The 23835-nt window shown below is 65.2% G+C and carries 25 protein-coding genes; 13 read left to right on the top strand and 12 right to left on the bottom strand.

Going from position 1 to position 23835, the window contains the following annotated elements:
* Nucleotides 1–43 precede the first annotated feature (43 nt).
* The gene (locus tag CH306_RS01650; RefSeq protein WP_143545408.1) at nt 44–466 is read right to left on the bottom strand and encodes a hypothetical protein; all 423 of its coding nucleotides are present in this window, start codon (nt 464–466) and stop codon (nt 44–46) included.
* 202 nt (nt 467–668) lie between these two features.
* Between CH306_RS01650 and CH306_RS01645 the strand changes: the two genes are divergently transcribed.
* Both CH306_RS01645 and CH306_RS01640 read left to right on the top strand, forming a co-directional pair.
* Nucleotides 669–1355, top strand: a complete 687-nt coding sequence (locus CH306_RS01645) for a HemK2/MTQ2 family protein methyltransferase (protein ID WP_094645445.1) — start codon at nt 669–671, stop codon at nt 1353–1355.
* A 46-nt stretch (nt 1356–1401) separates the two neighbouring features.
* Entirely contained in the window at nt 1402–1566 is a 165-nt protein-coding gene (locus CH306_RS01640; RefSeq protein ID WP_082074008.1) for a CDGSH iron-sulfur domain-containing protein, read from the top strand.
* Here CH306_RS01640 and CH306_RS01635 read toward each other — a convergent pair.
* On the bottom strand, nt 1548–2555 hold the full coding sequence (locus tag CH306_RS01635; protein ID WP_094629389.1) for an iron-containing redox enzyme family protein: 1008 nt from the start codon (nt 2553–2555) through the stop codon (nt 1548–1550). The two genes, CH306_RS01640 and CH306_RS01635, sit on opposite strands and share 19 nt — an antisense overlap.
* Before the next feature lie 125 nt (nt 2556–2680).
* On the opposite strand from CH306_RS01635, the gene CH306_RS01630 reads away from it, so the two are divergent.
* Nucleotides 2681–3862 carry a zinc-dependent alcohol dehydrogenase gene (locus tag CH306_RS01630; RefSeq protein WP_094645444.1) on the top strand — a complete coding sequence of 394 codons (1182 nt, stop codon included), beginning with the start codon at nt 2681–2683 and terminating at the stop codon, nt 3860–3862.
* A gap of 65 nt (nt 3863–3927) precedes the next feature.
* Here CH306_RS01630 and CH306_RS01625 read toward each other — a convergent pair whose 3' ends face one another.
* Nucleotides 3928–4881, bottom strand: coding sequence for a hypothetical protein (locus tag CH306_RS01625; protein ID WP_094629387.1), 954 nt, complete (start codon nt 4879–4881; stop codon nt 3928–3930).
* 212 nt (nt 4882–5093) lie between these two features.
* Here CH306_RS01625 and CH306_RS01620 point away from each other — a divergent pair, with 212 nt between their 5' ends.
* Together CH306_RS01620 and CH306_RS01615 are read left to right on the top strand one after the other, a co-directional pair.
* Nucleotides 5094–5486, top strand: a complete 393-nt coding sequence (locus tag CH306_RS01620; RefSeq protein WP_032398274.1) for an OsmC family protein — start codon at nt 5094–5096, stop codon at nt 5484–5486.
* 39 nt (nt 5487–5525) lie between these two features.
* Complete coding sequence (locus CH306_RS01615) at nt 5526–6362, top strand: YihY/virulence factor BrkB family protein (RefSeq protein WP_094645443.1); 837 nt, start codon at nt 5526–5528, stop codon at nt 6360–6362.
* Here CH306_RS01615 and CH306_RS01610 read toward each other — a convergent pair.
* The 4 genes from CH306_RS01610 to CH306_RS01595 form a co-directional block, all read right to left on the bottom strand.
* On the bottom strand, nt 6310–7134 hold the full coding sequence (locus CH306_RS01610) for a CDP-alcohol phosphatidyltransferase family protein (RefSeq protein WP_094629385.1): 825 nt from the start codon (nt 7132–7134) through the stop codon (nt 6310–6312). The genes CH306_RS01615 and CH306_RS01610 overlap by 53 nt on opposite strands.
* A 13-nt stretch (nt 7135–7147) precedes the next feature.
* Complete coding sequence (locus CH306_RS01605) at nt 7148–7378, bottom strand: hypothetical protein (protein ID WP_230596994.1); 231 nt, start codon at nt 7376–7378, stop codon at nt 7148–7150.
* Nucleotides 7379–7463: 85 nt separating this feature from the next.
* Nucleotides 7464–9785, bottom strand: a complete 2322-nt coding sequence (locus tag CH306_RS29420) for a glycosyltransferase (RefSeq protein WP_256981001.1) — start codon at nt 9783–9785, stop codon at nt 7464–7466.
* The gene (locus tag CH306_RS01595; RefSeq protein WP_256981000.1) at nt 9782–10717 is read right to left on the bottom strand and encodes a WcbI family polysaccharide biosynthesis putative acetyltransferase; all 936 of its coding nucleotides are present in this window, start codon (nt 10715–10717) and stop codon (nt 9782–9784) included. Before CH306_RS01595 ends, CH306_RS29420 begins: the two co-directional genes overlap by 4 nt.
* 168 nt (nt 10718–10885) lie before the next feature.
* Here CH306_RS01595 and CH306_RS01590 point away from each other — a divergent pair, with 168 nt between their 5' ends.
* The 5 genes from CH306_RS01590 to CH306_RS01570 are packed head-to-tail and all read left to right on the top strand — an operon-like array spanning nt 10886 to nt 15965.
* A complete protein-coding gene (locus tag CH306_RS01590) occupies nt 10886–11971 on the top strand; it encodes a glycosyltransferase (RefSeq protein WP_094645441.1) in 1086 nt (361 codons plus the stop codon).
* Nucleotides 11968–13077, top strand: coding sequence for a glycosyltransferase (locus tag CH306_RS01585; protein WP_032397620.1), 1110 nt, complete (start codon nt 11968–11970; stop codon nt 13075–13077). The genes CH306_RS01590 and CH306_RS01585 overlap by 4 nt, the downstream gene beginning before the upstream one ends.
* Nucleotides 13074–14081, top strand: a complete 1008-nt coding sequence (locus CH306_RS01580; RefSeq protein WP_094645440.1) for a glycosyltransferase — start codon at nt 13074–13076, stop codon at nt 14079–14081. Before CH306_RS01585 ends, CH306_RS01580 begins: the two co-directional genes overlap by 4 nt.
* Nucleotides 14078–14908: a galactosyltransferase-related protein gene (locus CH306_RS01575; protein WP_094629380.1), complete on the top strand. Its 831-nt coding sequence runs from the start codon at nt 14078–14080 to the stop codon at nt 14906–14908. Before CH306_RS01580 ends, CH306_RS01575 begins: the two co-directional genes overlap by 4 nt.
* 34 nt (nt 14909–14942) lie before the next feature.
* On the top strand, nt 14943–15965 hold the full coding sequence (locus tag CH306_RS01570) for an LLM class flavin-dependent oxidoreductase (RefSeq protein ID WP_032397617.1): 1023 nt from the start codon (nt 14943–14945) through the stop codon (nt 15963–15965).
* Between the two features lie 42 nt (nt 15966–16007).
* Here the strand turns inward: CH306_RS01570 and CH306_RS01565 are convergent, their stop codons facing one another.
* Nucleotides 16008–17204, bottom strand: a complete 1197-nt coding sequence (locus CH306_RS01565) for an esterase/lipase family protein (RefSeq protein ID WP_045196069.1) — start codon at nt 17202–17204, stop codon at nt 16008–16010.
* A 348-nt stretch (nt 17205–17552) separates the two neighbouring features.
* On the opposite strand from CH306_RS01565, the gene CH306_RS01560 reads away from it, so the two are divergent.
* Together CH306_RS01560 and CH306_RS01555 are read left to right on the top strand one after the other, a co-directional pair.
* Nucleotides 17553–18809 (top strand): PucR family transcriptional regulator, encoded by a 1257-nt coding sequence (locus tag CH306_RS01560; RefSeq protein WP_179272937.1) that lies wholly within the window; start codon nt 17553–17555, stop codon nt 18807–18809.
* Nucleotides 18806–19534, top strand: coding sequence for an EAL domain-containing protein (locus tag CH306_RS01555; RefSeq protein WP_094629377.1), 729 nt, complete (start codon nt 18806–18808; stop codon nt 19532–19534). Before CH306_RS01560 ends, CH306_RS01555 begins: the two co-directional genes overlap by 4 nt.
* An 82-nt stretch (nt 19535–19616) precedes the next feature.
* Here CH306_RS01555 and CH306_RS01550 read toward each other — a convergent pair whose 3' ends face one another.
* Complete coding sequence (locus CH306_RS01550) at nt 19617–19814, bottom strand: CsbD family protein (RefSeq protein WP_027496220.1); 198 nt, start codon at nt 19812–19814, stop codon at nt 19617–19619.
* Nucleotides 19815–19934: 120 nt separating this feature from the next.
* Between CH306_RS01550 and CH306_RS01545 the strand changes: the two genes are divergently transcribed.
* Nucleotides 19935–20396, top strand: a complete 462-nt coding sequence (locus CH306_RS01545) for a hypothetical protein (protein WP_094629376.1) — start codon at nt 19935–19937, stop codon at nt 20394–20396.
* Between the two features lie 66 nt (nt 20397–20462).
* Here the strand turns inward: CH306_RS01545 and CH306_RS01540 are convergent, their stop codons facing one another.
* From CH306_RS01540 to CH306_RS01530, 3 genes are all read right to left on the bottom strand, one after another.
* Nucleotides 20463–21011 (bottom strand): Dps family protein, encoded by a 549-nt coding sequence (locus tag CH306_RS01540; protein ID WP_032397614.1) that lies wholly within the window; start codon nt 21009–21011, stop codon nt 20463–20465.
* A 79-nt stretch (nt 21012–21090) separates the two neighbouring features.
* Nucleotides 21091–22158, bottom strand: a complete 1068-nt coding sequence (locus CH306_RS01535) for a TerC family protein (protein ID WP_032397613.1) — start codon at nt 22156–22158, stop codon at nt 21091–21093.
* 354 nt (nt 22159–22512) lie between these two features.
* Nucleotides 22513–23727, bottom strand: a complete 1215-nt coding sequence (locus tag CH306_RS01530) for a PucR family transcriptional regulator (RefSeq protein WP_094645438.1) — start codon at nt 23725–23727, stop codon at nt 22513–22515.
* Nucleotides 23728–23835: the final 108 nt, after the last annotated feature.

Raw genomic sequence — 23835 nt, 5'->3', positions numbered from 1 at the left:
GACACCTCTCGCGAATCGGCAGGCCATACCGTCGCCGAACGGATCACCTGGTGTCTGCTGCCGGTACCGCCACGGACTCGGTCGTCGAGCGACGAACGTCGACTCGCTCCGGTACGAGACCGATGACGGACTGCTGCAGATCTGGTGAAAGCACCACTGCCAGTTTCTGATTCCATCGTCCGAGTCGGATGGAGGTGGCGTCGAGCACGGAGCGGACGCCTGTGGCGACGCCTGCCACCGAGGACAGATCGAGGATCAACGTGCGTCCGCGTTCGGCGGCCTCGCCGAGTGTTTCGGCGAGAACGGGGACGTCCGCGTCACCGATCGTTCCGATCACTCGCACGATGATGTCGGCACCCGCGCTCTCGTTCACCGACAGCGTCATCTCGGGTTCGAGACTCGACGACTCGGACAGCGACGGAACGACTTCCGCGAGGCGTGGCGTAATGGACGGTACGACGATCATGGACACTCCTGTGCAGCCGAACTCCCCACCGGGTGCACGTGAGAAATCGACAGTCGACATTCGGGGACGGCGGGCTACTCCTCAACCACGCTCGACAGGACTACCCCGGGAGGCCGGATCGTAAGCATCGAGACAGCAACGGGTTTGACTGCGAGTCTCACGGGAATACGACTTCGATCGCTACACCGTGGGAGGCACGCCGATGACGACAGCCGAAACCGAATCCGCCAGAACCCTGGCGGCCGTGCACGCCGATCCCGGAGTGTACGAACCGCAGGAGGATTCGCTACTGCTGTGCGATATCGCCGCCACGACGGGCATCGTTCCCGGTGCGCGAGTGCTCGACATGTGCACCGGCAGCGGTGCCGTGGCCATCACCGCCGCACTGTTGGGTGCGCGTGAGGTCGTCGCGTTCGACATTTCCGCACGGGCCGTCGACTGCGCGCAGCGCAACGCGCGCTCGGTGGGCGTCGAGGTGGACGTCAGGTTGGGTTCCCTTGCAGAGGCGGACGCACTCGAATCGTTCGACGTCGTGCTGTGCAATCCTCCGTACGTTCCGTCCGAGGCAGAGCCGACCGGAATGGGACTTCACCGGGCCTGGGACGCAGGTGAGGACGGCCGCATGGTGCTCGACCCGCTGTGCCTGGCAGCCGCCTCGCTGCTGGTTCCGGGTGGAACACTGCTGGTTGTACATTCCGAGTTCTCCGGGCCGCGACGCACCGTCGACATGCTCGCGGACAACGGATTCTCGGTCGTCGAAGAGATCAGGCAATCCATCGATTTCGGCCCGGTGATGCACCGCCGTGCCGGGTGGCTCGAAGCCCGCGGTCTGTTGGCTCCGGGGCGTCGAACGGAGGAGTTGGTGGTGATTCGTGGCGACAAGCGATGACTCGGCCGGCACACGGACGACGGTGAGAATCGTTCGTGGTGGCCCGATGCTGATCGACGGACCGGTGAACATCGAACTCGACGACGGCACGAAAGTGGAGTCGGACCGCTTCGTCGTCGCGGTGTGCACGTGCAAGCGGAGCAAGAGCTATCCGCTGTGCGACACGAGCCACCGCGCGAAGAGGCGACCCTCTCAGTCCAGCGAGGACTGACCGGCCGACCATCGCCGCATCACGTGGTCGGCGAGTTCGTTCTCGACGAAATCCAGTGCGCGCATTCCGAACACCACATCTGCTTCGAGTTCGGGCTCGTGGCGAAGAAGAGTGCCGACCACGTCGTGACGTAGCACCTGCTCGTGCACGGCGTCCGCCTCGACGTGCTCGGCGTAGAACGCGATGCATGCCGACGGTGCATCGAGCCTCCGCAGTCCCTGCACGTAGCGCTGCGAGCCGGGCGACGACGTGATCTCGGTTGCCGCCAAGTGGCCCACGGTGGCACCGCGCAGCCCTCGATGCAAACCGAACAACGACATGAGATTGACCCAGGCCAGTGTCTGTGCCGGGACGCGATCGACGTAACCGAGATACGTCGGGTCGAGATCGGCCGCCACCATCGATTCGGCCCACAGATGCTGGTGCAGGCGGTCGCCCTTGCCGCCGCCGTACTCGTCGAATTCGACCGCGACGTAGGAGGCCTTGGTCTGGCCCGTCAGACGGGGGATGGCCCACGCGTGCGGGTCGGCTTCCTTGAGGTGGTAGACGGACCGGTGCACGAAGTACTCGCGCATCTGCTCCCACGAACCTTCGTCGCGAAGGAACCACGAGGGGCCGCTCCCCGAGGTCGCTTCGATCGACAGCGCGTCCATCTCCGCCACTGCGTCGGTGCCGGGTTCCACGTTCTCTCGCACGTATCGCAGAAAAGCGGATTCCAGCCCTCCTCGTAGCCGGAGGAGCTCGGGGTCCCACTCCCAGGCGTCGTCCACGCCCTCGAACCCGCGGTAGTGCAGTTCGTAGCAGATCAGAAGCGCGAGTTGCGCGTCTCGGGACGTGGGATCGGCCTCGATCGGATCGGGCATCACCGGGGTTCCGGTCGGCACACCCGCGGCCAGCGACCGGGTGACGGCTTCCGAGATCGGCCCGCAGGGGGTGGGTAGGGCGGGAGATCGAGCGGTGGACGGATCGACGGAGAACAACGCGGTCATAGTGGTGGCTACCCGCTGCCGGGCGGTACCAACCACTGCAGGCATATGTGTTTGTGACCTGTCACAACAGGCAATGCGCAGTGCAGCGAACATCGAACTTCGAAGTCGCTTCATGGAAGGACGTCATGCGCGCAGTGACCTGGCAGGGCAAGAGAAAAGTCAGCGTCGACACCGTTCCCGATCCGCGGATAGAACTTCCGACGGACGCGATCGTGAAGATCACGACCACCAACATTTGCGGCTCGGACCTGCATTTGTACGAAACGCTCGGAGCCTTCATGGACGAAGGTGACATTCTGGGGCACGAGCCGATGGGCATCGTCGAGGAAGTCGGCTCGCAGACAGGCGATCTGGCAGTCGGAGACCGAGTGGTCATTCCGTTCCAGATCTCGTGCGGACACTGCTACATGTGCAATTCGAGCCTGTACACCCAGTGCGAGACCACACAGGTTCGCGAACAGGGAATGGGCGCGGCACTGTTCGGCTTCTCCAAGCTCTACGGTCAGGTCCCCGGTGGGCAGGCCGAGTACCTCCGTGTGCCGCAGGCGCAGTTCACGCACATCAAGGTGCCGGAGGGACCGCCGGATTCGCGATTCGTATACCTCTCCGACGTACTGCCCACCGCTTGGCAGTCGGTCGAGTACGCGGCGATTCCCGACGGGGGATCGGTGACGGTTCTCGGTCTCGGGCCCATCGGCGACATGGCAGCACGCATCGCGCAGCACAAGGGCGCACGAGTGATCGCCGTCGACCTGGTCCCCGAGCGCCTCGCCCGCGCCGCGGCACGGGGTATCGAGACGGTGAACCTGGCCGAGCACAGCGGTGGCGTCGGCGACGTCATTCGTGAGATGACCGACGGCAGGGGTACCGATTCCGTCATCGATGCGGTGGGCATGGAGGCGCACGGATCTCCGGTCGGCAAACTCGCTCAGCAGATCGTCGGCATGCTCCCCGATGCCGTTGCTGCGCCGATGATGCAGAAGGCCGGTGTCGATCGACTGGGCGCGCTGTACTCTGCGATCGACATCGTTCGACGCGGCGGAACCATCTCGATCATCGGTGTGTACGGCGGTATGGCCGATCCACTGCCGCTGATGACCATGTTCGACAAGCAGATTCAGCTCCGCATGGGCCAGGCGAACGTCAAGAGGTGGGTGGACGACATCATGCCGCTGCTCGGCGACGACGACCCGCTCGGTGTCGATTCGTTTGCCACACACGAGCTTTCGCTCGAAGAAGCCCCGCACGCATACGAGATCTTCCAGAAGAAGCAGGACGGTGCCATCAAGGTGTTGCTCAAGCCCTAGCGGGTTGCTTCGAATACAGCGATGCGGCCCGGAAGTTCACGGGCCGCATCGGTATTCGCAGAAGGTCAGTCGATCGAGATGACGTCCTTGGCGATTGCTGCCACGCGCGTCTGTCCTGCGGACACGACTCCGTGGCGGTTCTTGTGTGCCTCTTCGTACGCCACGACGGTGCGAACGTCGGTCGGGTTCGTGAGGTCCTTGATGGCGGCAACGGCGTCCGAGACGTTCAGGTCGTCGTAGTCCGCGATCGGCAGCTCGTCGGCGTCCAGGGTTCCGCTGGCCGACCGTGCGGTGTGGATCGCGTCGGCGACGGTGTCGACTCCCTCGCTACGAGTGACGTCCTCGGCTGCTTCGAGTGCTGCATCGCGGCTCGCCGTCAGCGTCTTGACTGCCACGTCACCGGCGTGAGCTCCGCGGCCCAGCAGAGCGGCGAGGCGATCCGGGGTGGCTCGGGCTGCGTCCAGTGCGCGGTCGAGACCGCGGGCCGACCAGGTTGCCGGAGCGTTGACGATCTTGACTGCGGTGCCCGTGGCGGCCTGGAACGGAGTGCGGCGTAGCGCTGCGGGTCCGCCGAGTGCGTCTTCGGCGAGCACGGTTTCGAGCCACTCCACCGTTGCGCTGTGTGCTGTGGCCAGCCGGGTCGCCAACGCGACGACGGTGGGCTCGTTCGCTGCCGTGGCCAGTGCCTTGATGTACTTGGCGCGGCCCAGCAGCTGCTGCTCGAGTGCGAGATCGCCCAGCAGGGCCTCGTCGAACGGCTGCGCCTGCTCCGCGACCGTCTTGACGGCGGCGAGTGTGCGCCCCAGGAACGGTGCAACCAGTTCGGGTAGTCCGCCGAGTCCGCGGATTGCTTCTTCGATGGCTGCCGCGCGCTCACGGCCGTTCGCGGCGTTCTGAGTCAACTCCCTGCGTACCGCCTCGGTGCGCGCCTGAACGACGCGAGTTTCCGCGATCTGAATTTCGGTGTTCGTCAACTGCAGTGCGACACGCAACTGCGCGATCAACGTGGATGTGCTCATGGTGCTCCCCTTTCGGTTCGGTGGTCGTTTGCTCTGGCCGATGCCTGTGGGTCACAGCGTTATGCTCGGCCCTGACAGCAGCGTTACCCGTCGGTAGGTTCGGTCAAACTGATGTATCCGATGTGTGAACATCGACACGTACCCCTCGGTCTCGACCCGGGCGCGTGGACTCCGCCGGTTTCGATCGGCTGCCGAGTGGACATCCGACATCGATGAACACCGAGCTGTACACAGCAACTGTCTCAGCCACCGCGACGGGAGTCACCTCCGACGACGGGGTTCTGTCCCTCGGTGTGCGAGAACCGAAGCAACTCGGAGGGCCGGGGGAGCACACCAACCCCGAGCAACTGATGGCTGCCGCTCTGTCGAGCTGCCTGGTCGAGTCTCTGCGTATCGCGCTCGGAACCGTCGGCGGTAGCGTCGACGACCTCGCAGTGAAGGGCACCGTCGTACTCACCGACTCGGATGCATCCGGCTACGACGCCACGTTCGCCCTCGCAGTATCTCTTCCCGGCACCGACGATCCCGAAGCGGTACTGGCGCAGGCAACCTCGATCTGCCCGTTTCTGAAGGTCATCGATGGTGTGGACATCACCCTTGAATGACGCCGTCGCGGTCGGCGCGTTACTCGGTGCTCGCGCGAGATGACCTCGATACGCACGAGGGCCACGCGCGGAGTCGGCGCGATCAAAGCCGGGTTCGCCCGCGAGGACACCACCTTGATCGCGGGCGGCTTGACCTTCTACGCCGTCATCGCTGTGGTGCCGCTACTGCTGCTGACCATCCGCGCCTGCACCCTGTTGGTGTCGGCGGACTGGGTACGCGGCGGGTTCGACGCCATGTCGGCGTTGTTGCCCGACGCCCTGGGTGCTCGCGCGGCGGTGGATGGATTGGCCACGGCCGGAGTCGAACTCGGCCCGATCGGTGTCCTGATCGCCATCTTTCCCGCGACGTTCTACGGGGAGGGCCTGCGCCGGGCCATCGTGCGGTTCGCACCGACACGAGAGTCGTTCACCGGTTGGCGGGGTCGACTGGCGATGGTCCCGTTCTTCGCCGCCGCACCGGTCTTGCTGGCCGGGGTCCTCTGCGTCGCGCGGCTGCTCGACGCGTCGACCGGCGGTGGCGGAATCGGTGCCATGACGCTGCGCGTGTTCCTCGGCTTCAACTGCCTGTGGGTGATCCTGTCGGTCCCCCTGGCTTGGACCTATCGCGTGATCGCGCCACGCGCGGTGAACTGGCGGGCGTTGATCGTCGGATCACTCGTCACCTCGTCCATCGTCACCGGATTCGTACACGGATTCATCTTGTTCCTGGCGATACCGGTGGACCTGGGTGCGCCGTTCGGAGGCCTCACCGCGATCGGCGGCGGGGTCGCAATCATGTTGTGGATGTTCGTGTTCCATGTACTGGCACTCGCCGGCTGGCTGGTCACCGCCGAATTCGATCGGCTCGACGATGCAGCCCGAACATCAACTGGGTGAACCCGACGGCGGCGAGCGCGCACGTCACCGACATCCCGATGGTCGCCGACGTTCCCGCAGCAGCAGGCGCTGCCCCGGCGACCGTCGCCGTGACCGCAGCCGCGATCACCCGCGAGGGACGCTCCCATATCGTCAGGAAGCCGACGTCCTCGATGCCGGAACCCACCGCGCGGGCACGGGCCATCTCGTGCAGCAACGTCACCACGCCGACCGCGACGACGAGCGGCATCGGGGCACCCAGAGCGAGACCGCTTGCCAACAGCAGCAGGTCGCTGCAGCGATCGGCGACGGTGTCGAGCAGGTACCCCCACTGAGATTGGGAACGGCCGATCATCGCGACCCCGCCGTCGATGCCGTCCAGCAGGCCGGAGATCACGATGAGCAGCGCCGCGATCAACGGTGCGGAGGTACCGGGTCGCGACAGCGCCACTGCAGCCCCTGCCACGACCACAGCGGTGAGGGTGACGGCGTGGGCGGAGACGGACGCGCGAACCAGCGGCGCGCTCAGCGAATAGACCACGCGAAGCCAACCCGAGACCAACGCGGACGAGGAAGGATCGATGCCGTTGTGCAGTGTCGACCACGTCGACAGATACTCGTCGCGAGTCGCCGGCCGTGCCGACGTTCCGTGCTGCTGCGACGTACTGCGCTGATTGACCATCGAGAACCCTTGCTCGCCACTGACTGAGAGGAACTCGACGAGCAGGTGACCGGCTGTTGCGCGTCGAGACTTCGGAGCGGAGTACCCGCCCACGGCGTTCTCAATCCGCACCTCGGCGGACTCGTCAGTCGTTCTCGGAATTGCTCGCTCTGCGGCGCGCTTTCAGTCGGGAGATCTTGATGCCCACGGCTGCGAGCACGATGAGCCATCCCGAGATCAGTACGCCGCCACCGACGAACGCCGCACGGCGCAGTGGGTGTTCATCGGCGTACACGTAACCGACTGTGCCCCAGATCAATGCAATGAGAGCGATGATCGCCATCATCCAGAGCATCGAATACAGCGTTCTGTTCATCGTCCACCCGACCTTGCTGTTCCGTCGTCCCCGACGACCGCCGATACATATTCTTCCATCAGTCGCCGCCGCGCCGTATTCGACGTCACCAGGACAGATCCGGTTGATGCTCACCGGTCGAGATCCCGAACTCGACGGCTGTGCGGTGCATGTGCCCGAAGAGATCCTCGGCCACGTCGAGCGGATCACGACCGAGTGCATCGGCCCACCGCGCCGCGCGCGTCCGCGAACGCGAACTGCGACACTCGACGACGCCGCTGCCGCCGACGTCCACGGTCATACGATCGGCACCGGTTGCCAGCATGCGGCGCAGAGAGTGCTCACCGAACAGTACGAGTCCGCGCACGTGCACGACGATATGGCTGCGGCCGGTGTCGCCGGGCCGACCCGAACGAATGCGCGGGTCGACGTCACCCCACTGCTCTCGCAACGACGCTGCGTCGGGACCGTCGATCCACACCGCGCAGTCATGTTGGCGCAGAACCGATCCGACGGTGGACAGCAGTGACGCCGAGCTGTGTCCGGTTGCATCGACGATCACGATCGTCTCGGGCACGGCATAGACGAGACCGTGGGTACGAGCGGCCGGGTCGGTGATGCGGGAAGACAGCATCAGCGCTTCGAGGTTCTTGCGTTCCCGATCCCCGCCCGTACGCTCGGCCCATTCGGGTCCGTCGTGCCAGGCGACGGCGGCAGGCAGGTGCGCCAGGACGGCACCGGCGTCGTACGCGCGATGCGCGAACTCCCAGTCCTCTCCGCCGTATCCGACGAAGGTCTCGTCGAATCCATCTATGTCGGAGAACAATTCACGGCTGCACGACATCACGGCGCTGATGACGAATCGGTACGAACGTCGATCCGCATCGAGCAAGTCGCGTGAGCGCGAGTACCCGTCCCGAAGCCACCCCGGCTCCGACAGTTCCGGCGGTCCGTGCAAACCTCCGCCGAACCACCCGGCCACGTCCTCGGCGGTCCAGCCCGTCAGATCGGCGTGGCGTCGCCGACCCACGGTGAGCGCATCGGGAACTGCCCCGGTCAGCCGCACCGACTCCGCGATGTACTCGGGTTCGGGGACCGTATCCGCGTCCAGAAAACACAGAATCTCCCCGTCGGCGACCGATGCACCGAGATTGCGCGCCGCCGCTGCACGGAAGCCGCGATCCTCCTGTCGAACGACGGTGATGTCGAGAGCGGGCAGGAAGATATCGACGTCCGGCGCGTCGGGCGACCCGTCGTCGGCGACGATCACCTGGAGCAGGGTGGCCGGATAGCTCTGCAACGTCAGCGCAGTGAGTACGAACTCCAGCTGACGCTGCTGACGAAAGTACGGAATCACCACGGACACTCGCGGGTTGCGATCGACAGACGGGGCGAGATCCCACCGATTGCCCGGTACCACCCACCGGCCGTCGGGCAGCTCCTTGGCCGCTTTCGCACGCTGTTCGTCGAACAATGCGCGGTACAGCACGGCCGCCTGCTCGAGCGTGGGGTAGGCGACCACGTCGTGCTGCTGCCATGTCATGTCGGGATGGCGTAGAGCCTCTGCCATCGCAGCGGCGAGGCCCTCGATCGAATTGTCGTGAATCCACAGGGCCCCGGGGGAGTTGGTCTCCATCTCCTCCACGTACCGACCCCGCGGGACGAGTGGTCGACGGCCTGCCGCGATCCAGGAATTGATCGAACCCGATGCCGATACATGTCGGTGGAACGCAACGGGAATGGCGACCGACTGCAGGATCTCGTCCAGCTCGGCGTCGGGAACGAAACCGGTCGAGGTGAACGATCGGCCGAGTTGCTCTGCAGCAGAACAGAGTTCGTCGATCATGGATTCGTGCCCCGGTGACGCGGAACCGATGGAGAGAACGTCGACGTCGGTGTCCAGCGACGTCATGGCACCGAGTACCTCCTCGTGCCCCTTACCCGGATAGACGAACCCGAGTACACCGACGACCTTTCGCGGGGCGACGCCGTCCGCTGTCCGCTCCGCCGCGCGTCCGATCGGGAGCGGGATGACCCGAACGTCGTGCCGGCGATCCAGGATGTCCTCGAGCAGTAGTCGCTCGTGCATGCTGGAGACCACCACGATTGCCGCGCAGTCGATCACCCGTCGGTAGCAGTCCTTCCGCGCCTCGAATGCGTGGCCGTCGGATGCCTGCGGCACATCGTGGACCGTGACGGTGATGGGCGCTAGATGGCGTTCGGCGAGCGCGGTGAATGCGTCTGCGGCCTCGGTTGCGTTACGTCCGAACAGCCGGTCGGTGAAGTGCACGTGGAGTGCCGTGTCGGAGGGAGGATGCTCGAGGTCGGAGATCACCGGACTGCCTGTTGCGGAGGCCAATTCGCGGGCGCAGCGGACGACACCGTGCTCGTCCGGTCCCACCACCAGATGATGTACCGGCCCGGTCACGGTGCCAGCTCCAGGGTTCGGATCAGCTCGGCGTGTCGTTCGAGGGCCGCGCCGACGAATTCGGGACGAGCTGCGTACCACTGCAGGTGAGCGCGGTGAACGGAATCCGGCGTCAGGTCGGAGCCGTCGACCGACCAGTTCGGCCGTGGATCGCCGTGCAGGCCGAGCGCATTCAGCACTCGACCCTCGACGGGCGCGCGAACACCTCCGAGCAGCTCCCGCCCTGGATCCCGCACCGTGCTACCGATGTTCAGGTGGTCGAGTACTCGCTGAGCCAGGCCGGTGAGCACCACGTTGGTCGCGTGGTTGATCGTGTGGGTGGCATGGCGGCCCGCGTCTCGAAACAGATCGGACGCAACGATATCGGTGTCTCGGTCCTCGCGTCGACGCAACTCGTCGAGACTCGCATCGGCTGCCCGACGTAGACCGTCGTCCGAGACCGGAACGTCCCAGTCCGCGTCGCTGCCGAGGCCGCGATGGACCGCGAGGATCGTGCGCAAGTCGTGATAGGGCACCATGTTCGGAACTGCAGCCGGGGCACTGGGGTGGCGAACGATGACCTGGAAGGGGTGCAACCCCGAATATCGGAGCACCGGCCAACGCACCACGGTGGCGTCGGGCGGTAGCGCGTCGACCAGATCGGGCACGCCCAGGGGCAGCGACCGATAGCCGGCTCGAACCGGTTGGGTGAGCAGCACCGACGCCTGCCGCACGAGTCGGTCGACGTGGGGCAGATCGGAGGATTCGAGTTCGTGCACCGGTGGAATGCGGACGGTCCGCATGGGCATGGCCGGATCGGAGGCAAGGAGGATGCGCAGCGCCTCGGCCTGGCAATTTCCCCAGACGAGGAGGAGCAGTCCGTCGTGCTCGGAGCGACTCGGCTCGTCCGATATGCCGTAGAAGTCGCCGTAGTGGCGGGTGCGCCCGTCCATGCTTGCCCCGACGTCGTGTGCTCGTTCGTGTTGGACCATTCTCTCGTCAACGTAGACCCGGGGGACGGGCTTCGCCAACCCCGATTGAACCTGGGTGCAACTGGGTACTGACTACGTATCGCGTGTCGGGAACAGGCACGATCCACCTGCCTGAACCCGAAGGAATTCATGATTCGCGTTGCATCGGTTCCGTCCTCGCACGCCTATGTCCGACACCTGCAGCCCGTCGTCGGCGACTCCGCACACGCGGCGTCGGCCGAACCGTCGGTGATCGTGCTGCCCGATCCGGCCCCTGTTCGAGTCGACGTACCCGACCAGTGGTGGCCTCCGCGGTTGCTCGATGCTCGGTGGCTCGCCGAACAGACTGACGTGGACTTCGACGTGCTGCACGTGCATTTCGGGTTCGAGTCCTTTTCCCCGGACGAGCTCACCCGTACCGTCGACCATCTACGCGCCCACCGGCAGCCGTTGGTCCTGACGGTCCACGACCTGCACAATCCCCATTTCGCGGACAACGCCGATCACCTGCGGCAGTTGGACGTACTGGTTCGCGCGGCCGCCGCCGTCATCACCCTCACCGCGGGTGCTGCTGCTCGGATTCACGATCGGTGGGGCGTCGAGGCAACGGTGGTCGAGCATCCGCACGTCGTGCCGCTCGAGCGGATGGCACTCCCGCGCCCGGTGTCGGATTCGTTCGTCATCGGTGTCCACGCCAAGAATCTGAGGTCCAACATCGACGCGTTGGCAGTGATGGACGCAGTGGTCGAGGCTGCTCGGGCGCTACCCGACGCAACGGTGAGACTGGACATCGACGAGGACGTCTTCGAGCACTCCAGCCACTGGTACAACCCGACGGTCGGCGCGAAGCTGCTGGACTACAACAGCTTTCCCGACGTCGACGTACGCGTGCACCGACGTTTCGACGACGACGCGCTCTGGGACTATCTTTCGTCGATCGATGTCTCGGTGCTGCCGTATCGATTCGGAACACACTCGGGCTGGCTCGAGGCCTGCCGCGACCTCGGTACCGCCGTCGTCGCATCCGACTGCGGCTTCTACGCAGATCAGGCGCGGGTGCACAGCTTCCGGATGGGCATCGACTCGTTCGATCCCGCCTCGCTCGTCTCTGCCGTGCGGGCATCGCACGCAGAACGCGTTCCGGCAGTCGATTCCGGAACCAGATCAGAACAACGTCAACGAATCGCAGCAACTCATGCGGCGATCTATTCAGCAGTGATCAAGGAGATGCGTTGAACGAGAACCCACTTCGCATCGCGGTGCTGGCGTCATCGAGTTTTCCGGTGGCACAGCCTTTCGCGGGCGGCCTGGAGGCACATGTCTACAACCTGGTGCGTGCGCTCACCGAGCGCGGGCATCAGGTGAGTCTGTTCGCTGCGGACGGGTCGAGCGTCGACCTGGATGCGACCCTGCTACCGGTGCGGACGTTGGATCTGACTCCGATCTCCATCGCCGACGTCGCGATCACACCCACCGCGATTCGTGAGCATCATGCGTATCTGGCGGTGATGCTCGAACTCGCCGGAACACTGTCTCGGTCCTTCGACATCGTGCACAACCACAGCCTGCACTACCTGCCGCTGGCGATGTCGGCGACGCTGTCGGTACCGATGGTGACGACACTGCACACACCGCCGTTCGCGTGGCTGGAGTCCGCAGTTGCGCTGGCTCCTCCCGGTGCCAACACGTTTGCCGCGGTCAGCGAGTTCGCCGCCTCGCAGTGGGCCGATGTCACCGCCGGGACCGTCGTCATTCGCAACGGAATCTCCCTGGCGGACTGGCCGTTCGGTACCGGCGGAGACTACGTGGTGTGGTCGGGTCGGGTGGTCCCCGAGAAAGGGGTGCACCTGGCCATTGCGGCTGCGAAGGAAGCAGGCCGCTCGCTGCGTATCGCCGGACCGCTGAGCAATCTCGAGTATTTCCACGAGTTCGTCGAGCCGATGCTCGACGAGAACATCCGCTACGTCGGTCACCTCGATCAGCCCGCTTTGGCGGCGTTGGTGGCCGGTGCCGAGGTAGCGCTCGTCTCACCGGTCTGGTCCGAGCCGTACGGCCTGGTGGTGGCGGAAGCACTCGCCTGCGGCACCCCGGTCGCCGCGTTCGCACGAGGCGGCATACCGGAGATCGTCGATGCATCGTCGGGAGTGCTGGTAGCGGCCGACGACGTGCACGGCCTCGCGGCGGCGATCCCCGCGGCGGCAGCGCTGAGAAGGTCGGACGTCCGGGCGCGCGCGGAGCAGGTGTGCTCGATGGATCGGATGGTGGACGAGTACGAGGCCCTGTACCACTCGACACTGGCTGCGGCTGCGGACAAGCTCGACGACCGGCTCGCGATCGCATGATCGGGTATTACGCCCACCACCACGGGGTCGGTCACATCACCCGTTCCGATGCCATCGCGCGGTCGATGGCAGAGCCGATGACGGTGCTGTCCTCGCGCGCTCGACCGGCAACGCATGCGGCGGCCGAGTGGATCTCGCTTCCGCTCGACGTCGACGATTCCGTCGAAAGTGCTGCCGCGGAGGATAGTTCGGCCGGAGGGGTGCTGCACTGGGCGCCTCACGACGTGGACGGTCTGACCGAGCGGATGGCGATCATCGCGGAGTGGGTGGCGCGCGAGCGGCCGCGAGCGGTGGTGGTCGACGTATCGGTGGAAGTGGCGATGTTCTTGCGACTGATGGGTGTTCGGGTGATCGTGATGGCAATACCCGGGGAGCGGGACGATCCGATTCACGACCTGGCCTATCGCGCGGCGACCCACATCGTCGCGCCGTGGTCACGCGAGGTCTACGACCCGACCTGGCTGCGTCCCTTCGCGGAGAAGACCACCTATGCCGGCTCGATCAGTCGATTCGCCGAGCGCGAGCGAGTCACTGCCCACGCCGATCCGACGGTGGTGGTTCTGGGTGCCGCCGGTGGCACGGAGCTGACCCGAGACCTGGTGGACTCGTGGTCGGCGGTGGACGCCCGATTCGAGTTCCGCGCACTCGGCGTGGCAGGGGGCGACTGGGTGGACGACGTGTGGCCGGCGTTGTGTTCGGCAGCGCTCGTCGTCACGCACGCCGGCCAGAACGCCGTCGCCGACGTCGCCGCCTCGGGCGTGCCCGCCATCGTCGTGCCGCAGGCTCGACCTTTCGACGAACAGTCGGCCACCGGACGGGCCCTGGCCCACGGGTCGGTCGCCGAGGTGCTCGACACGTGGCCGTCCGTCGCGCGGTGGCACGCAGCGGCGAACCGCGCTCTCGACATCGGTGGCGGTCGGTGGTCGGCTTTGCGTACCGCGGGTGCACCTGCCCGCGCCGCCAGGGCGATCGAGCAGGCCGCACCTCGCGCGGTGCGACAGTGAAGACCGTCGTCGTCACCGTGGTGTCCGGACGACACGAGCACTTGGCCGCGCAGGTGCGTGGTCTGGGTACATCGACCGCAGAGCAGGTCGAGCACGTCGTCGTGTCCATGGGCGACAACACGATTGCCGACCTGCTCGACCGAACCGGTTCGCCCGCCACCTATCTCGAGATGCCTGCGCAGCATCCGCTGCCGCTGGCGGCTGCTCGCAATCTGGGTGCGGCCGCGGCAATCGATCGCGGCGCGGAGTTGCTGGTGTTCCTGGACGTGGACTGCATCCCCGGTCCGGAGACGATCGAGCGATACCGGCGTGCGGCAACACTGCCCGGCAACGAGCGATCGCTGCTCTGTGGTCCGGTGACCTACCTGAAAGAGAAGGACATCGGTGCCGAGGGTGAGGTCCTGAACTCTCTGACCGCGCCGCATCCGGCGCGGCCGAATCCACCGGTCGACACCGTCGAGCACGGAGACAACTTCGACCTGTTCTGGTCGCTGTCCTTCGCGGTCGGGGCGGCGACCTGGGCCGAACTCGGCGGCTTCTGCGAGGACTACACCGGCTACGGCGGTGAGGACACCGATTTCGCAGCGACCGCGGAGGCGTCGGGCATCGGGTTGCGGTGGGTCGGCGGGGCGCACGCCTACCACCAGTTCCATCCGGTCTCCGATCCTCCGGTGGAACATCTCGACGACATCGTCACCAACGCGCGCACGTTCTTCGATCGATGGGGTCGGTGGCCGATGATCGGCTGGCTCGACGCCTTCGCCGCACGCGGCCTCGTCGAGTTCGACGGCTCCCGGATTCGCCGCACGGCCGACCGATTCGTTTAGGCTGGGTCCAAATTCGGCCGAATGGAGTCTGGACGTGCCTACGCCTTCTCACCCGTTGCTTTCGCTCGGATTTCTCACGATCGGGCTCTTCGACGAGTCCGATCCAGCACGCGGCCACGAATCGACGTTGAACATCATCGAACTCGGCGAGCAGCTCGGCTTCGACAGTGCATGGCTTCGGCATCGCCACCTGCAGTTCGGAATATCGTCGCCCATCGCAGTCATGGCTGCGGCGTCGCAGCGGACCCATCGGATAGCGCTCGGTACAGCAGTGACGCCACTGGGTTGGGAGAACCCACTGCGACTGGCAGAGGACCTGGCGACGGTCGACGTGTTGTCCGGTGGGCGGATCAATCCCGGAGTCAGTGTGGGACAACCGATGCAGTTCGACCGGGTCAAGCATTCGCTCTATCCCGACACCGCGGATACCGAGGATTTCGGGTACGAACGGGTATCGAGGCTACTCGGGTTCGTCGCCGGGGAGCCGGCGTCGACGTGGTCGGGGACCGAGGGCATCGAGTCGTATTCCGCTCGCGTGCAGCCGCATTCACCCGGTCTGCGTGGTCGGATGTGGTACGGGGGAGCGAGCCTGCGGTCGGCGCAGTGGGCCGGTGAGAACGAGATGAATCTTCTGGTCAGCAGCGTGGTGCGCGCCGAGGAGTCGACCGATTTCGACGACATCCAGCTCTCCCACATCCGGCGCTTTCGTCGGTTTCACCCGGCCGGGAACGATGCGAGGGTCTCGCAAGGGTTGGTGGTGATCCCGACCGACAGTGCGAGCCCGTCGCAGACGGCCAAGTACGAGGAGTACGTGCGTGGGCGATCGGCACGCACGCTCGAGCCACAGGGTCCGGCTCGGATGATGTTCGCGCCCGACCTCGTCGGGACTTCGGACGTGATCGCCGAGAAGTTGTACGCCAACAAGTCTTTTCGTGAGGTGGACGAGGTGGCGTTCGCACTGCCGTTCAGCTTCGACCACGAGGACTACGTGCAGATTCTGACCGACATGGCACACACGCTCGGGCCCGCACTCGGATGGGCACCTGCACAGCAGTGAGGGCGATCGGGTCGGTGCCCGATCGCCCTCACCCAGGTGTGACTAGCCGCCGGTGATCGGTGAGTTGAAGGCACACGGGATCGACTTCGTGGGGAAGCCCTTCGGATCCAGTGCGTTCTTCACGATGCCGATCGCTCGAGGCGAGACCGAGATCGACAGGTGATCGGACAGATCGATGCCGCAGCCGTCCTGCAACGTGACGTTGTTGACGGTGGCACCGGGACCCGCGGTGAGGAACGTCGTCTTGTAGGGGGTCACCACCTCGTCGTACTTGGTGCCGATCACGGTGTACTTGATGCCGGGGTCGGTGTCGCCGCCCACTGCCAATCCCTTGACCAGAGCGGAATCGATGACCTGGTCCGAGGCGGCGGGTCCGGCGATGGCACCGACAACGCCGAGCACGTTCAGACCCAGGTTGTTGATCGTGCGACCGAGCGTGCCGATTCCGACGAGAGTGGTGCCGTGGTTGGACCCGGCGACGCTCACGACGGTGTTCACCTTGTTCTTGGTCGGATCGGCGGGGTTGGCACCACCCTCGAAGCGAAGGTACTGGCGGGTGACGAGTCCGCCCTGGGAATGGCCGACGATATCGACCTGCGCAGAACCGGTCGCGGTACGCACGGCGTCGATGTACGTGGCGATCTCCTTCGCGCTGGATGCAACGGATGCGGTACCGCGCAGTGACGGGAGGTTGCCGACGATGCTCGGGTCGCTGTCACCGTAGTTCAGCGCGAAGATGCAGTAGCCCTCCTTCTTGAGCGCAGGCGACATCCGCGCGAAGTTGTTGTAGGCGTTCTCCCAGGTGCCGTGCAGCAGCACGACCGGACGCGGATGCGCCGCCGACGGCTTGCAGTTCCAGTCGTTGGCACCCTGAGGTGCGACATTGGGATTGACGATGCTGTAGAGGAATCCGGCCAGGAAGTTCTTCTGTTCCGGTCCGTAACCCGTGGTCTCGGTCCGTGGGTCGTAAGTGACGGTCGCGGGAGCGGCCGATTGGATGTTCGGCTGGGCGATACCCTGGTCGGCTGCCTTCGGTGATGCCTCGGTCGGGCCGGGGGGAACGACAGTGGCACCCTGCACGGTGGCAGGCGGGGCAGGCGGGGCAGGTGCGGGCGCGGGCTGTGCCTGTGCTGCGACACCGGCACCGAGGGTGAGTGAGCACGCCATTGCCGCGATCATCGCAGCGCGCACCGTCGCTGCCTTCCGCGTTGCGCGGAGGGTGGACCGAGAAGTGGTCATGGAGCCTGACTTTCGACGAGGGTTGATGGACAAGGCGGAACAGTAGGTGCGGATTCGGGTCGTATGCGCCCTCCTGCCAGGCGTTTGGAATCTGGCCGCAACCGACGCGTCATCTGTGAGAAATCGTCACAATTGAGCTCCGGGGGACGAATCTGGATGGACTGCCGGATATATTCGGTAAAACAATCCACAGGTTTGATTTTTGTTCTACTGTTCGTGTGTCTGCCGCCCGGTCTCGCTCGATGTGGCTGCACGCGCAACGGTGAGACCGAGCGATCCGTCGAGGAGCCGGTCGGACGGGGAAGCGAACCCGAAGAGGGTGTCGAGTTTCGAGGGGTGGGGTCTTCGGTGACGGCAGCAGAGAGCGTGCACGTGTCGCAAGAGGAGTACGTCAGCGGGCGGCGGGCCTCCGACCGTCTGCGGACGCCGAGAGAGACAGCCGCACGCATGTTGGATCAGTACTTCGGTGAACCCGAGGACACACCACCACCGCGCGAGTGTGCCCGCGGTGAGCTCGACGACATGACGACGACCTGCTGCGAACTGGCGACCGGTGTCCTCGAATCCGGGCGGCTACCGATACCCGGTGCCATGGACGTCTTTCGCGACGCGGCAACCCGATGGGCCCGAGACGGTGTACCGCTCGGCCGGATCCAACATGCCATCAACGAGGGCTGCGCGCTCGCTGTGCGACAGGCGTCCCGTTCGGTCGACGAGGACGCGGGCGATCGGCTGGTCGAGGTAACCGTCCTGGTCATGGAACTGTTGGACGTCGTCACCGCGGCGGTGTCCGACGCCTACCTGGTCGAATTTCGGACGCTGACCCAGAACGGTCCCCGTCACGACGTGGAACTGCTCGACGCGCTGCTGACCGGTGACGGCACGGCTCGTAAGATCGCCGACCGGATGGGTACGCTGCTTGCCGAGGATTATCACGTTGTCGCCCTGCATATTCCGGCGCACGCCGAAGAGGGTGGCCGACGGATCGACGCGGCGATGACGGCGGCTCGAAAGCTGCGAAGAATGCACTCGGCGCTGGCGACGTTCGACGCGGAGTACCTGCCCATCGCCTCGATCAGCCCCACCGGCGGAACCGTCCTGCTGCCCGATGTTCCCGGTGTCGACATCGGCGAACTCGTCGATCGTCTGGCCGACGCGGGTCAGGTGGTGATGACCGCGACGACCGGGTCGGCCGCGGTCGACGACATCGCCACGACCGCGCCCCACCTGTACGAACTGCTCGGTCTGGTGCGTCGACTCGGATACGCACCCGGGACGTACCGGATGTCGGATCTCGTGTTCGAGTACCAGGTGAGCAGGCCGGGCCTGGGTCGCAAACATCTCGTGACACTGATCGATCCGCTGCGCGATTCCGTCGATCTGTTGCCGACGCTGCAAGCGTTCGTCGACTCGGACTCCAACCGAAAGAAGACGGCCACCTGGCTGACGGTGCATCCCAACACCGTCGACTACCGCTTGAAGAGGGTGGAGCAGCTCACCGGGCTCGATCCGATGAAGCCGTCCGGACTGCGAAGACTGCATGCCGCGCTGATCGCCGACCGCCTCGAGGCCCGCCGCGTTCCGGTGGACGAGCGATCACTGTGACTGCGCCGGACGGCGCGGTGCTGGCAGCATCGGCGGCGCTCGATTCGGTGGAGTCCGTCGCTGCTCTGTTTCAGCCCGTCGTCGAACTCGCCACCGGTACCGTCGTGGGATACGAGGCCCTGGCCAGGTGGCCGTCTCCGAGCCTGGCCGTTCCCGAAGACGTCTTCGCGCTGGCCCGAGAGCGTGGGATGGTGGGTCGCGTCGATGTGGCGTGTCGCGCCGCCGCGTTGCGGGCAGCACGCGAGTGCGCGTATTCGCGTCGGGTGCGCTTCTTTCTCAACATCGAGCCGGGTTGTTTCGCCGACGAACGTGACGTCGCCACCCACCTCGATGCGATCGGTGACGACCTCGACGTCGTACTCGAGATCACCGAGCGAGACCTCGACCGAAACGTCCCGTTGCTGATGGCCCTGGTTCGAGGAGCCCGCGCTCGCGGCATGTCGGTGGCCATGGACGACGTGGGTGCCACGCCCGCGACGTTGGAACTGCTGGCCGCCGTCGCGCCGGACATCGTCAAACTCGACGCGTCGATCATCCGATCTCCGTATCGGTCGCGTGCCGCGGTGCGGCAGGTGCGCGCGTACGTCCGCACGAGCGATGCAGTCCTACTGGCCGAAGGAATCGAAACCCACAGGCATCTGCGTCGTGCCAAGTCTCTGGGAGCAACCCTCGGTCAGGGTTGGTTGTTCGGCCGTCCATTGCCGTTGCCGAATCCGCCGATCTGATCGGTGGCCTGCAACGAGGAAACCCCGCACCTTCGACGGCCGAGGCCTGGGTGCGGGGTTTCGATACGACCGATCGAGACGATCAGTTCGTGAACTTGTCCTTGATGTTGCCTGCAGCGTCCGAGACGTCGTCGCCGACCTGCTTGGTCTTGCCCGACGCCTGATCCTTTGCGCCTTCGGCAGCAAGATCGTCGTTGTCGGTCTTGTGGCCGATCTTTTCCTTGGCTTCGCCCACGAGCTCTTCTGCCTTGTGTTTTGCCTTGTCGATGAAATCAGCCATGAGAACTCCTCGAAATCGATTGTCTTCGTCCGTTCGGGGAGAGCTATACCCGCGATCGGAGTCGGTAATCATGCACAGCGCGTCCGGGTTGTGCCGGGCCGATTCGGGTAAGCGCGCTCCATGGATCAACACAACGACGCCGAGTCGGCCTCCGAGACGCCCTCGCCCGAACACCAGCGCCCGAGCGGCGTGGACGACGCGACCGTGGCCGCGGTGGGAAAGCTCTCCGAGGCCCTCGAATGTGTCGAGCGTGCTCGTGGGCATCTCTACTCGTTTCACCAGCTGATGGGGCATGCAGATCTGCTGCTCGGCGACGCGGTCGATGCACTTGCCGATGCAGGCCACACCACTGCATCCGAGCGGATCGACACGGACATGGTCGGTCGTAACATCGCACCGGGGCGGTGGACATTTCAGCTGGTCGAAGAATTCGACGACGGATATTGGGGCCCGTTGCGCGAACACGATCGTGCGGTGCGAAACGAGTTGATGGACGGGCGTCGCCACGTCTTCGAGGCCGAGATGAAGGAGAAGCGTCGAACCCACGGCCGCAGCGGGCACGAGGCCAGGCCGACCGACTGACCCTTCGAAACGACGAACACCGACCTCGTCGGGTCACGACGAGATCGGTGTTCGGATGGACGGTGTCTAGCCTGCTTGCTTCGCCGCGTCGACCTCGCTGGTCGCGTTGGCGGTGGAGAGCTGACCACCGGAATTCTCCAGGTGTGCCCGCACGAACCAGTGGAAGAGTTCGAGTTGCGCGCTCTGACCGATCAGCATGTCCTCGGTCACCGGGTCGATCTCGCCGACCTCTTCGATGTTCTTGCGAGTGGTCTCGATGACCCCGGTGTACACCAGGTCGAGTGCACCGAGGTGCTCGATGGCCGTCGCGCGACCGATCGAGTAGTCGTCCCAGCTGCGCTCGGAGACGATGGTGCCCGGTGTGCCCTTGGCCGAGGAGCCGAGGGTCGCGATGCGCTCGGCGACGTCGTCCGCGAAACCGCGAACTGCTTCGACCTGAGGATCGAGCATCTCGTGTACCGAGATGAAGTTGGGCCCGACGACATTCCAGTGAATGTGCTTGAGAGTCAGATGGAGATCGTTGTAGGCGTTCAGTCGATCCTGAAGGATCGCGGCGACGCGCGCGCCCACTTCCGAGGTGAGTCCGGGAACGGTGTACGAGTTCTTTTCAGCCATGCGCGTTGTTTGCCCCATCCCCTCGGAACACAAACATGCCCCGCCGAATCGAATTCGGCGGGGCATGTGTGGTGAGCGGTCAGGACTTGTCGAGTCTCGGCGAGTCCGTGCCCGACGTTCCGGTCGACGAGGTGCCGGCCGAGGAGGTTCCGTTCGTCGGATCGACGATCGGGCTGTCGGCAGCGACCTGGTCGATCGCGTCTGCCGTGTCTTCCTCGGGAGGATTCTTCAGGCTCAGGATGATCGAGCCTGCCAGGACCACGATGATGACCACCAGGCTGACCAGAGACGGGATCTCGGGGATCGATGTGCTGATCACCTTGTGTCCGGCCTGCAGGATCAGCTTGACGCCGATGAAGGCGAGGATGATCGCCAGTCCCTTGGACAGGTAGTGGAACTTCTCGAGCAACCCTGCGAGCAGGAAGTACAGGGCGCGGAGGCCGAGGATGGCGAACGCGTTCGAGGAGTAGACGATGAACGGGTCGTCGGTCACCGCGAGGACGGCAGGAACGCTGTCCACGGCGAAGACCAGGTCGGCGGCTTCGATCGCCACCACGACGGCGAGAAGTGGTGTGGCCACCCGCTTGCCGGCTTCCTTGACGAAGAACTTGGTTCCTTCGTATTCGTCGCGGACAGGAATGATCTTGCGAAGCAGGCGAACTGCGATCGAGGTACTCGGGTCGTACGAGTCGTCCTCGTCCTTCATCAGCTTGTAGGCGCTGTAGAGCAGGATCGCTGCGAAGACGAACAGAACGGCAGCGAACTTGCTGACGATGGCCACACCTGCGGCCAGGAAGATCGCGCGGAAGACGAGGGCACCGATCACACCGAAGAACAGCACCCGGTGCTGGTACTCACGGGGAACCTTGAAGTAGCCGAAGATCAGCGCGAAGACGAAGAGGTTGTCGACGGACAGACTCTTCTCGAGCAACCAGGCCGTCGTGTACTCGACTCCGGCCGTGGTTCCCAACGTGAAGAACACCACGATGCCGAAGATGATCGCCACGCCGACCCACAGTGCGCTCCACCATGCGGCTTCCTTGAAGCCGATGATGTGCGCACCGCGGTGCGCCAACAGGTCGATGGCCAACAGGATGAGGACGACGGCACCGAATGCCGCCCATGCCCACCACGGGACGACGTTCATGAACGGCCACCTCTATTCGTGAATTTGCTGCCGAGTTGCTTCAACTTCGCCTGATTCTCGGGCTTGGTTGCGTACCGACGTGCTTGATCGATCATCTTCTTGCCCTGTGGGCTGCGAGCGAACGATGTCAATTTCTGTGTCAACGACGCCATCTGTCACACGCTCCTTTTCGTTCTCGTCTGTCTTCGTCCTACCGGTGTTCCGGCCGTGCGTTCGGGCCTCTGCGGAAAACGCTCGGTCATTCCGCGACTACTCCAGTGTGACTGTTCGCTTTCCTGCAGGCATGGTCGTTTTGCGGACACGTTTCGACCGATTTGGTTGCCTGGTTACGGCAATTCGAGCAGTCTGTACCCGTTACGACGGCGAGCGAACCTCGGGCCAGTCGAGCAGCTTCGCTCCGAGTACCGCCGTGTGCAGCGCGAATGCCTCGACGGGGTTGCCCACATTCTGCCCGGTCAAATCCTTTATTCGAGACAATCTGTAGGTCACTGCCCGCACCGACAGATGCATCCGGCGTGCGGTGGATGCGGTGTTCGCGCCGGTGTCGAAGTACACCTGCAACGTCTCCAACAGGGGACCCGCCCCGCCTCGCGCGCCCAGCAACGGTGTCAACAACGTGTCGACCAGATCGGCGATCGCCGCACGGTCACTGATCAGGACGCGGTAGACGAGCAGATCACGCGCATCGATCACGGATGCGTCGAACCCGAGCGAGGCGGCGAGATCGAGCGCGTCGAGGGCTTCCCGATACGACGCGGCGACACCGACCGCCCCGCTGCGTGGGCGGCCGATCCCGATCTGCGTCCGGCCGTATTCCCCTTTGCGCCGGAGGTCGACCGATTCGCTCGACGCCGAGTTGGACGTACCGAGGGCGCGTCCGACCCGGTCGAGGACATGGTCGACGGCGTCGAGGTCGGGTGCCGGGAACACCAGAATCAACCGGTCCTGCTTGGTGGCCACGAGCAATTCGGCGTCTCCCTTGCTGCCCTGCACGCTGCGCTCGACGAGGGTGATGGCAGAGCTGGCGTCGGTGAACGGCTTGGTCGACGTCACCACGGCCACCACGTGCGGGCTCGACAGGTCGAGGCCGAACGTCTGCGCGCGCCCGAGGACCCCGGCGACATCGGAGGTGCCCGAGAGCAGATCGTCGACGAATTCACGGCGGGCGAGTACTTCGGCTCGCACGAGAGTGCGCCGGGCGAGCTGAAATCCCTCGGCCAGTTCGGCCACCGCGTCGTCGACCGCGCGCAGCATGACCTCGCCTGCGGTGACGACTCCGGCCGGGTCGTCCGCGGCGGCGGCGACAGCGGGTAGTTCCCGCCACAGCCGCCACGCAGAGGTCAGGTACAGGTCCAGCAACGCCCGCAGTGCGACGCCTGCGCGGGCAGCAGCATCACCCTGCGCTCGAAACTCCTGCAGCTGCCCGCGGTTCAGTGGGACGCCGGCATCGACGGCGTCGGCGAGAACGTCGAGGAAGCTGCCCAGTAGAGCGACGTCGAGTCCGCCTGCGTCCGAGGCGGCCTGCGCAGCGACCGAATCGAGCGGTAGCGCATCGCGCTGTGTGGCCATCAGTTCTCGTGTCTCCCATCCGACTCGAGGCCAATGGTAGGCATCGAGGCTGCGGCGAAGAAACGGACCGGTGTGGAATCGACCGATTCCACCGCGTGTTCGGCGTGC

Origin of the sequence: Rhodococcus sp. 15-725-2-2b (assembly GCF_002259075.1) — a bacterium.
Taxonomy (GTDB): domain Bacteria; phylum Actinomycetota; class Actinomycetes; order Mycobacteriales; family Mycobacteriaceae; genus Rhodococcoides.
Note: the sequence above shows the minus strand (reverse complement) of the source record. Positions and strands in the feature narration are given on the sequence as shown.

Excerpts from the sequence above, each read along its gene's own strand:
- CH306_RS01650 (WP_143545408.1), bottom strand. The coding sequence starts at position 466 with ATGATCGTCGTACCGTCCATTACGCCACGCCTCGCGGAAGTCGTTCCG.
- CH306_RS01645 (WP_094645445.1), top strand. The coding sequence starts at position 669 with ATGACGACAGCCGAAACCGAATCCGCCAGAACCCTGGCGGCCGTGCAC.
- CH306_RS01640 (WP_082074008.1), top strand. The coding sequence starts at position 1,402 with ATGCTGATCGACGGACCGGTGAACATCGAACTCGACGACGGCACGAAA.
- CH306_RS01635 (WP_094629389.1), bottom strand. The coding sequence starts at position 2,555 with ATGACCGCGTTGTTCTCCGTCGATCCGTCCACCGCTCGATCTCCCGCC.
- CH306_RS01630 (WP_094645444.1), top strand. The coding sequence starts at position 2,681 with ATGCGCGCAGTGACCTGGCAGGGCAAGAGAAAAGTCAGCGTCGACACC.
- CH306_RS01625 (WP_094629387.1), bottom strand. The coding sequence starts at position 4,881 with ATGAGCACATCCACGTTGATCGCGCAGTTGCGTGTCGCACTGCAGTTG.
- CH306_RS01620 (WP_032398274.1), top strand. The coding sequence starts at position 5,094 with ATGAACACCGAGCTGTACACAGCAACTGTCTCAGCCACCGCGACGGGA.
- CH306_RS01615 (WP_094645443.1), top strand. The coding sequence starts at position 5,526 with ATGACCTCGATACGCACGAGGGCCACGCGCGGAGTCGGCGCGATCAAA.
- CH306_RS01605 (WP_230596994.1), bottom strand. The coding sequence starts at position 7,378 with ATGAACAGAACGCTGTATTCGATGCTCTGGATGATGGCGATCATCGCT.
- CH306_RS01595 (WP_256981000.1), bottom strand. The coding sequence starts at position 10,717 with ATGGACGGGCGCACCCGCCACTACGGCGACTTCTACGGCATATCGGAC.
- CH306_RS01590 (WP_094645441.1), top strand. The coding sequence starts at position 10,886 with ATGATTCGCGTTGCATCGGTTCCGTCCTCGCACGCCTATGTCCGACAC.
- CH306_RS01580 (WP_094645440.1), top strand. The coding sequence starts at position 13,074 with ATGATCGGGTATTACGCCCACCACCACGGGGTCGGTCACATCACCCGT.
- CH306_RS01565 (WP_045196069.1), bottom strand. The coding sequence starts at position 17,204 with ATGACCACTTCTCGGTCCACCCTCCGCGCAACGCGGAAGGCAGCGACG.
- CH306_RS01550 (WP_027496220.1), bottom strand. The coding sequence starts at position 19,814 with ATGGCTGATTTCATCGACAAGGCAAAACACAAGGCAGAAGAGCTCGTG.
- CH306_RS01545 (WP_094629376.1), top strand. The coding sequence starts at position 19,935 with ATGGATCAACACAACGACGCCGAGTCGGCCTCCGAGACGCCCTCGCCC.
- CH306_RS01540 (WP_032397614.1), bottom strand. The coding sequence starts at position 21,011 with ATGGCTGAAAAGAACTCGTACACCGTTCCCGGACTCACCTCGGAAGTG.
- CH306_RS01535 (WP_032397613.1), bottom strand. The coding sequence starts at position 22,158 with ATGAACGTCGTCCCGTGGTGGGCATGGGCGGCATTCGGTGCCGTCGTC.
- CH306_RS01530 (WP_094645438.1), bottom strand. The coding sequence starts at position 23,727 with ATGGCCACACAGCGCGATGCGCTACCGCTCGATTCGGTCGCTGCGCAG.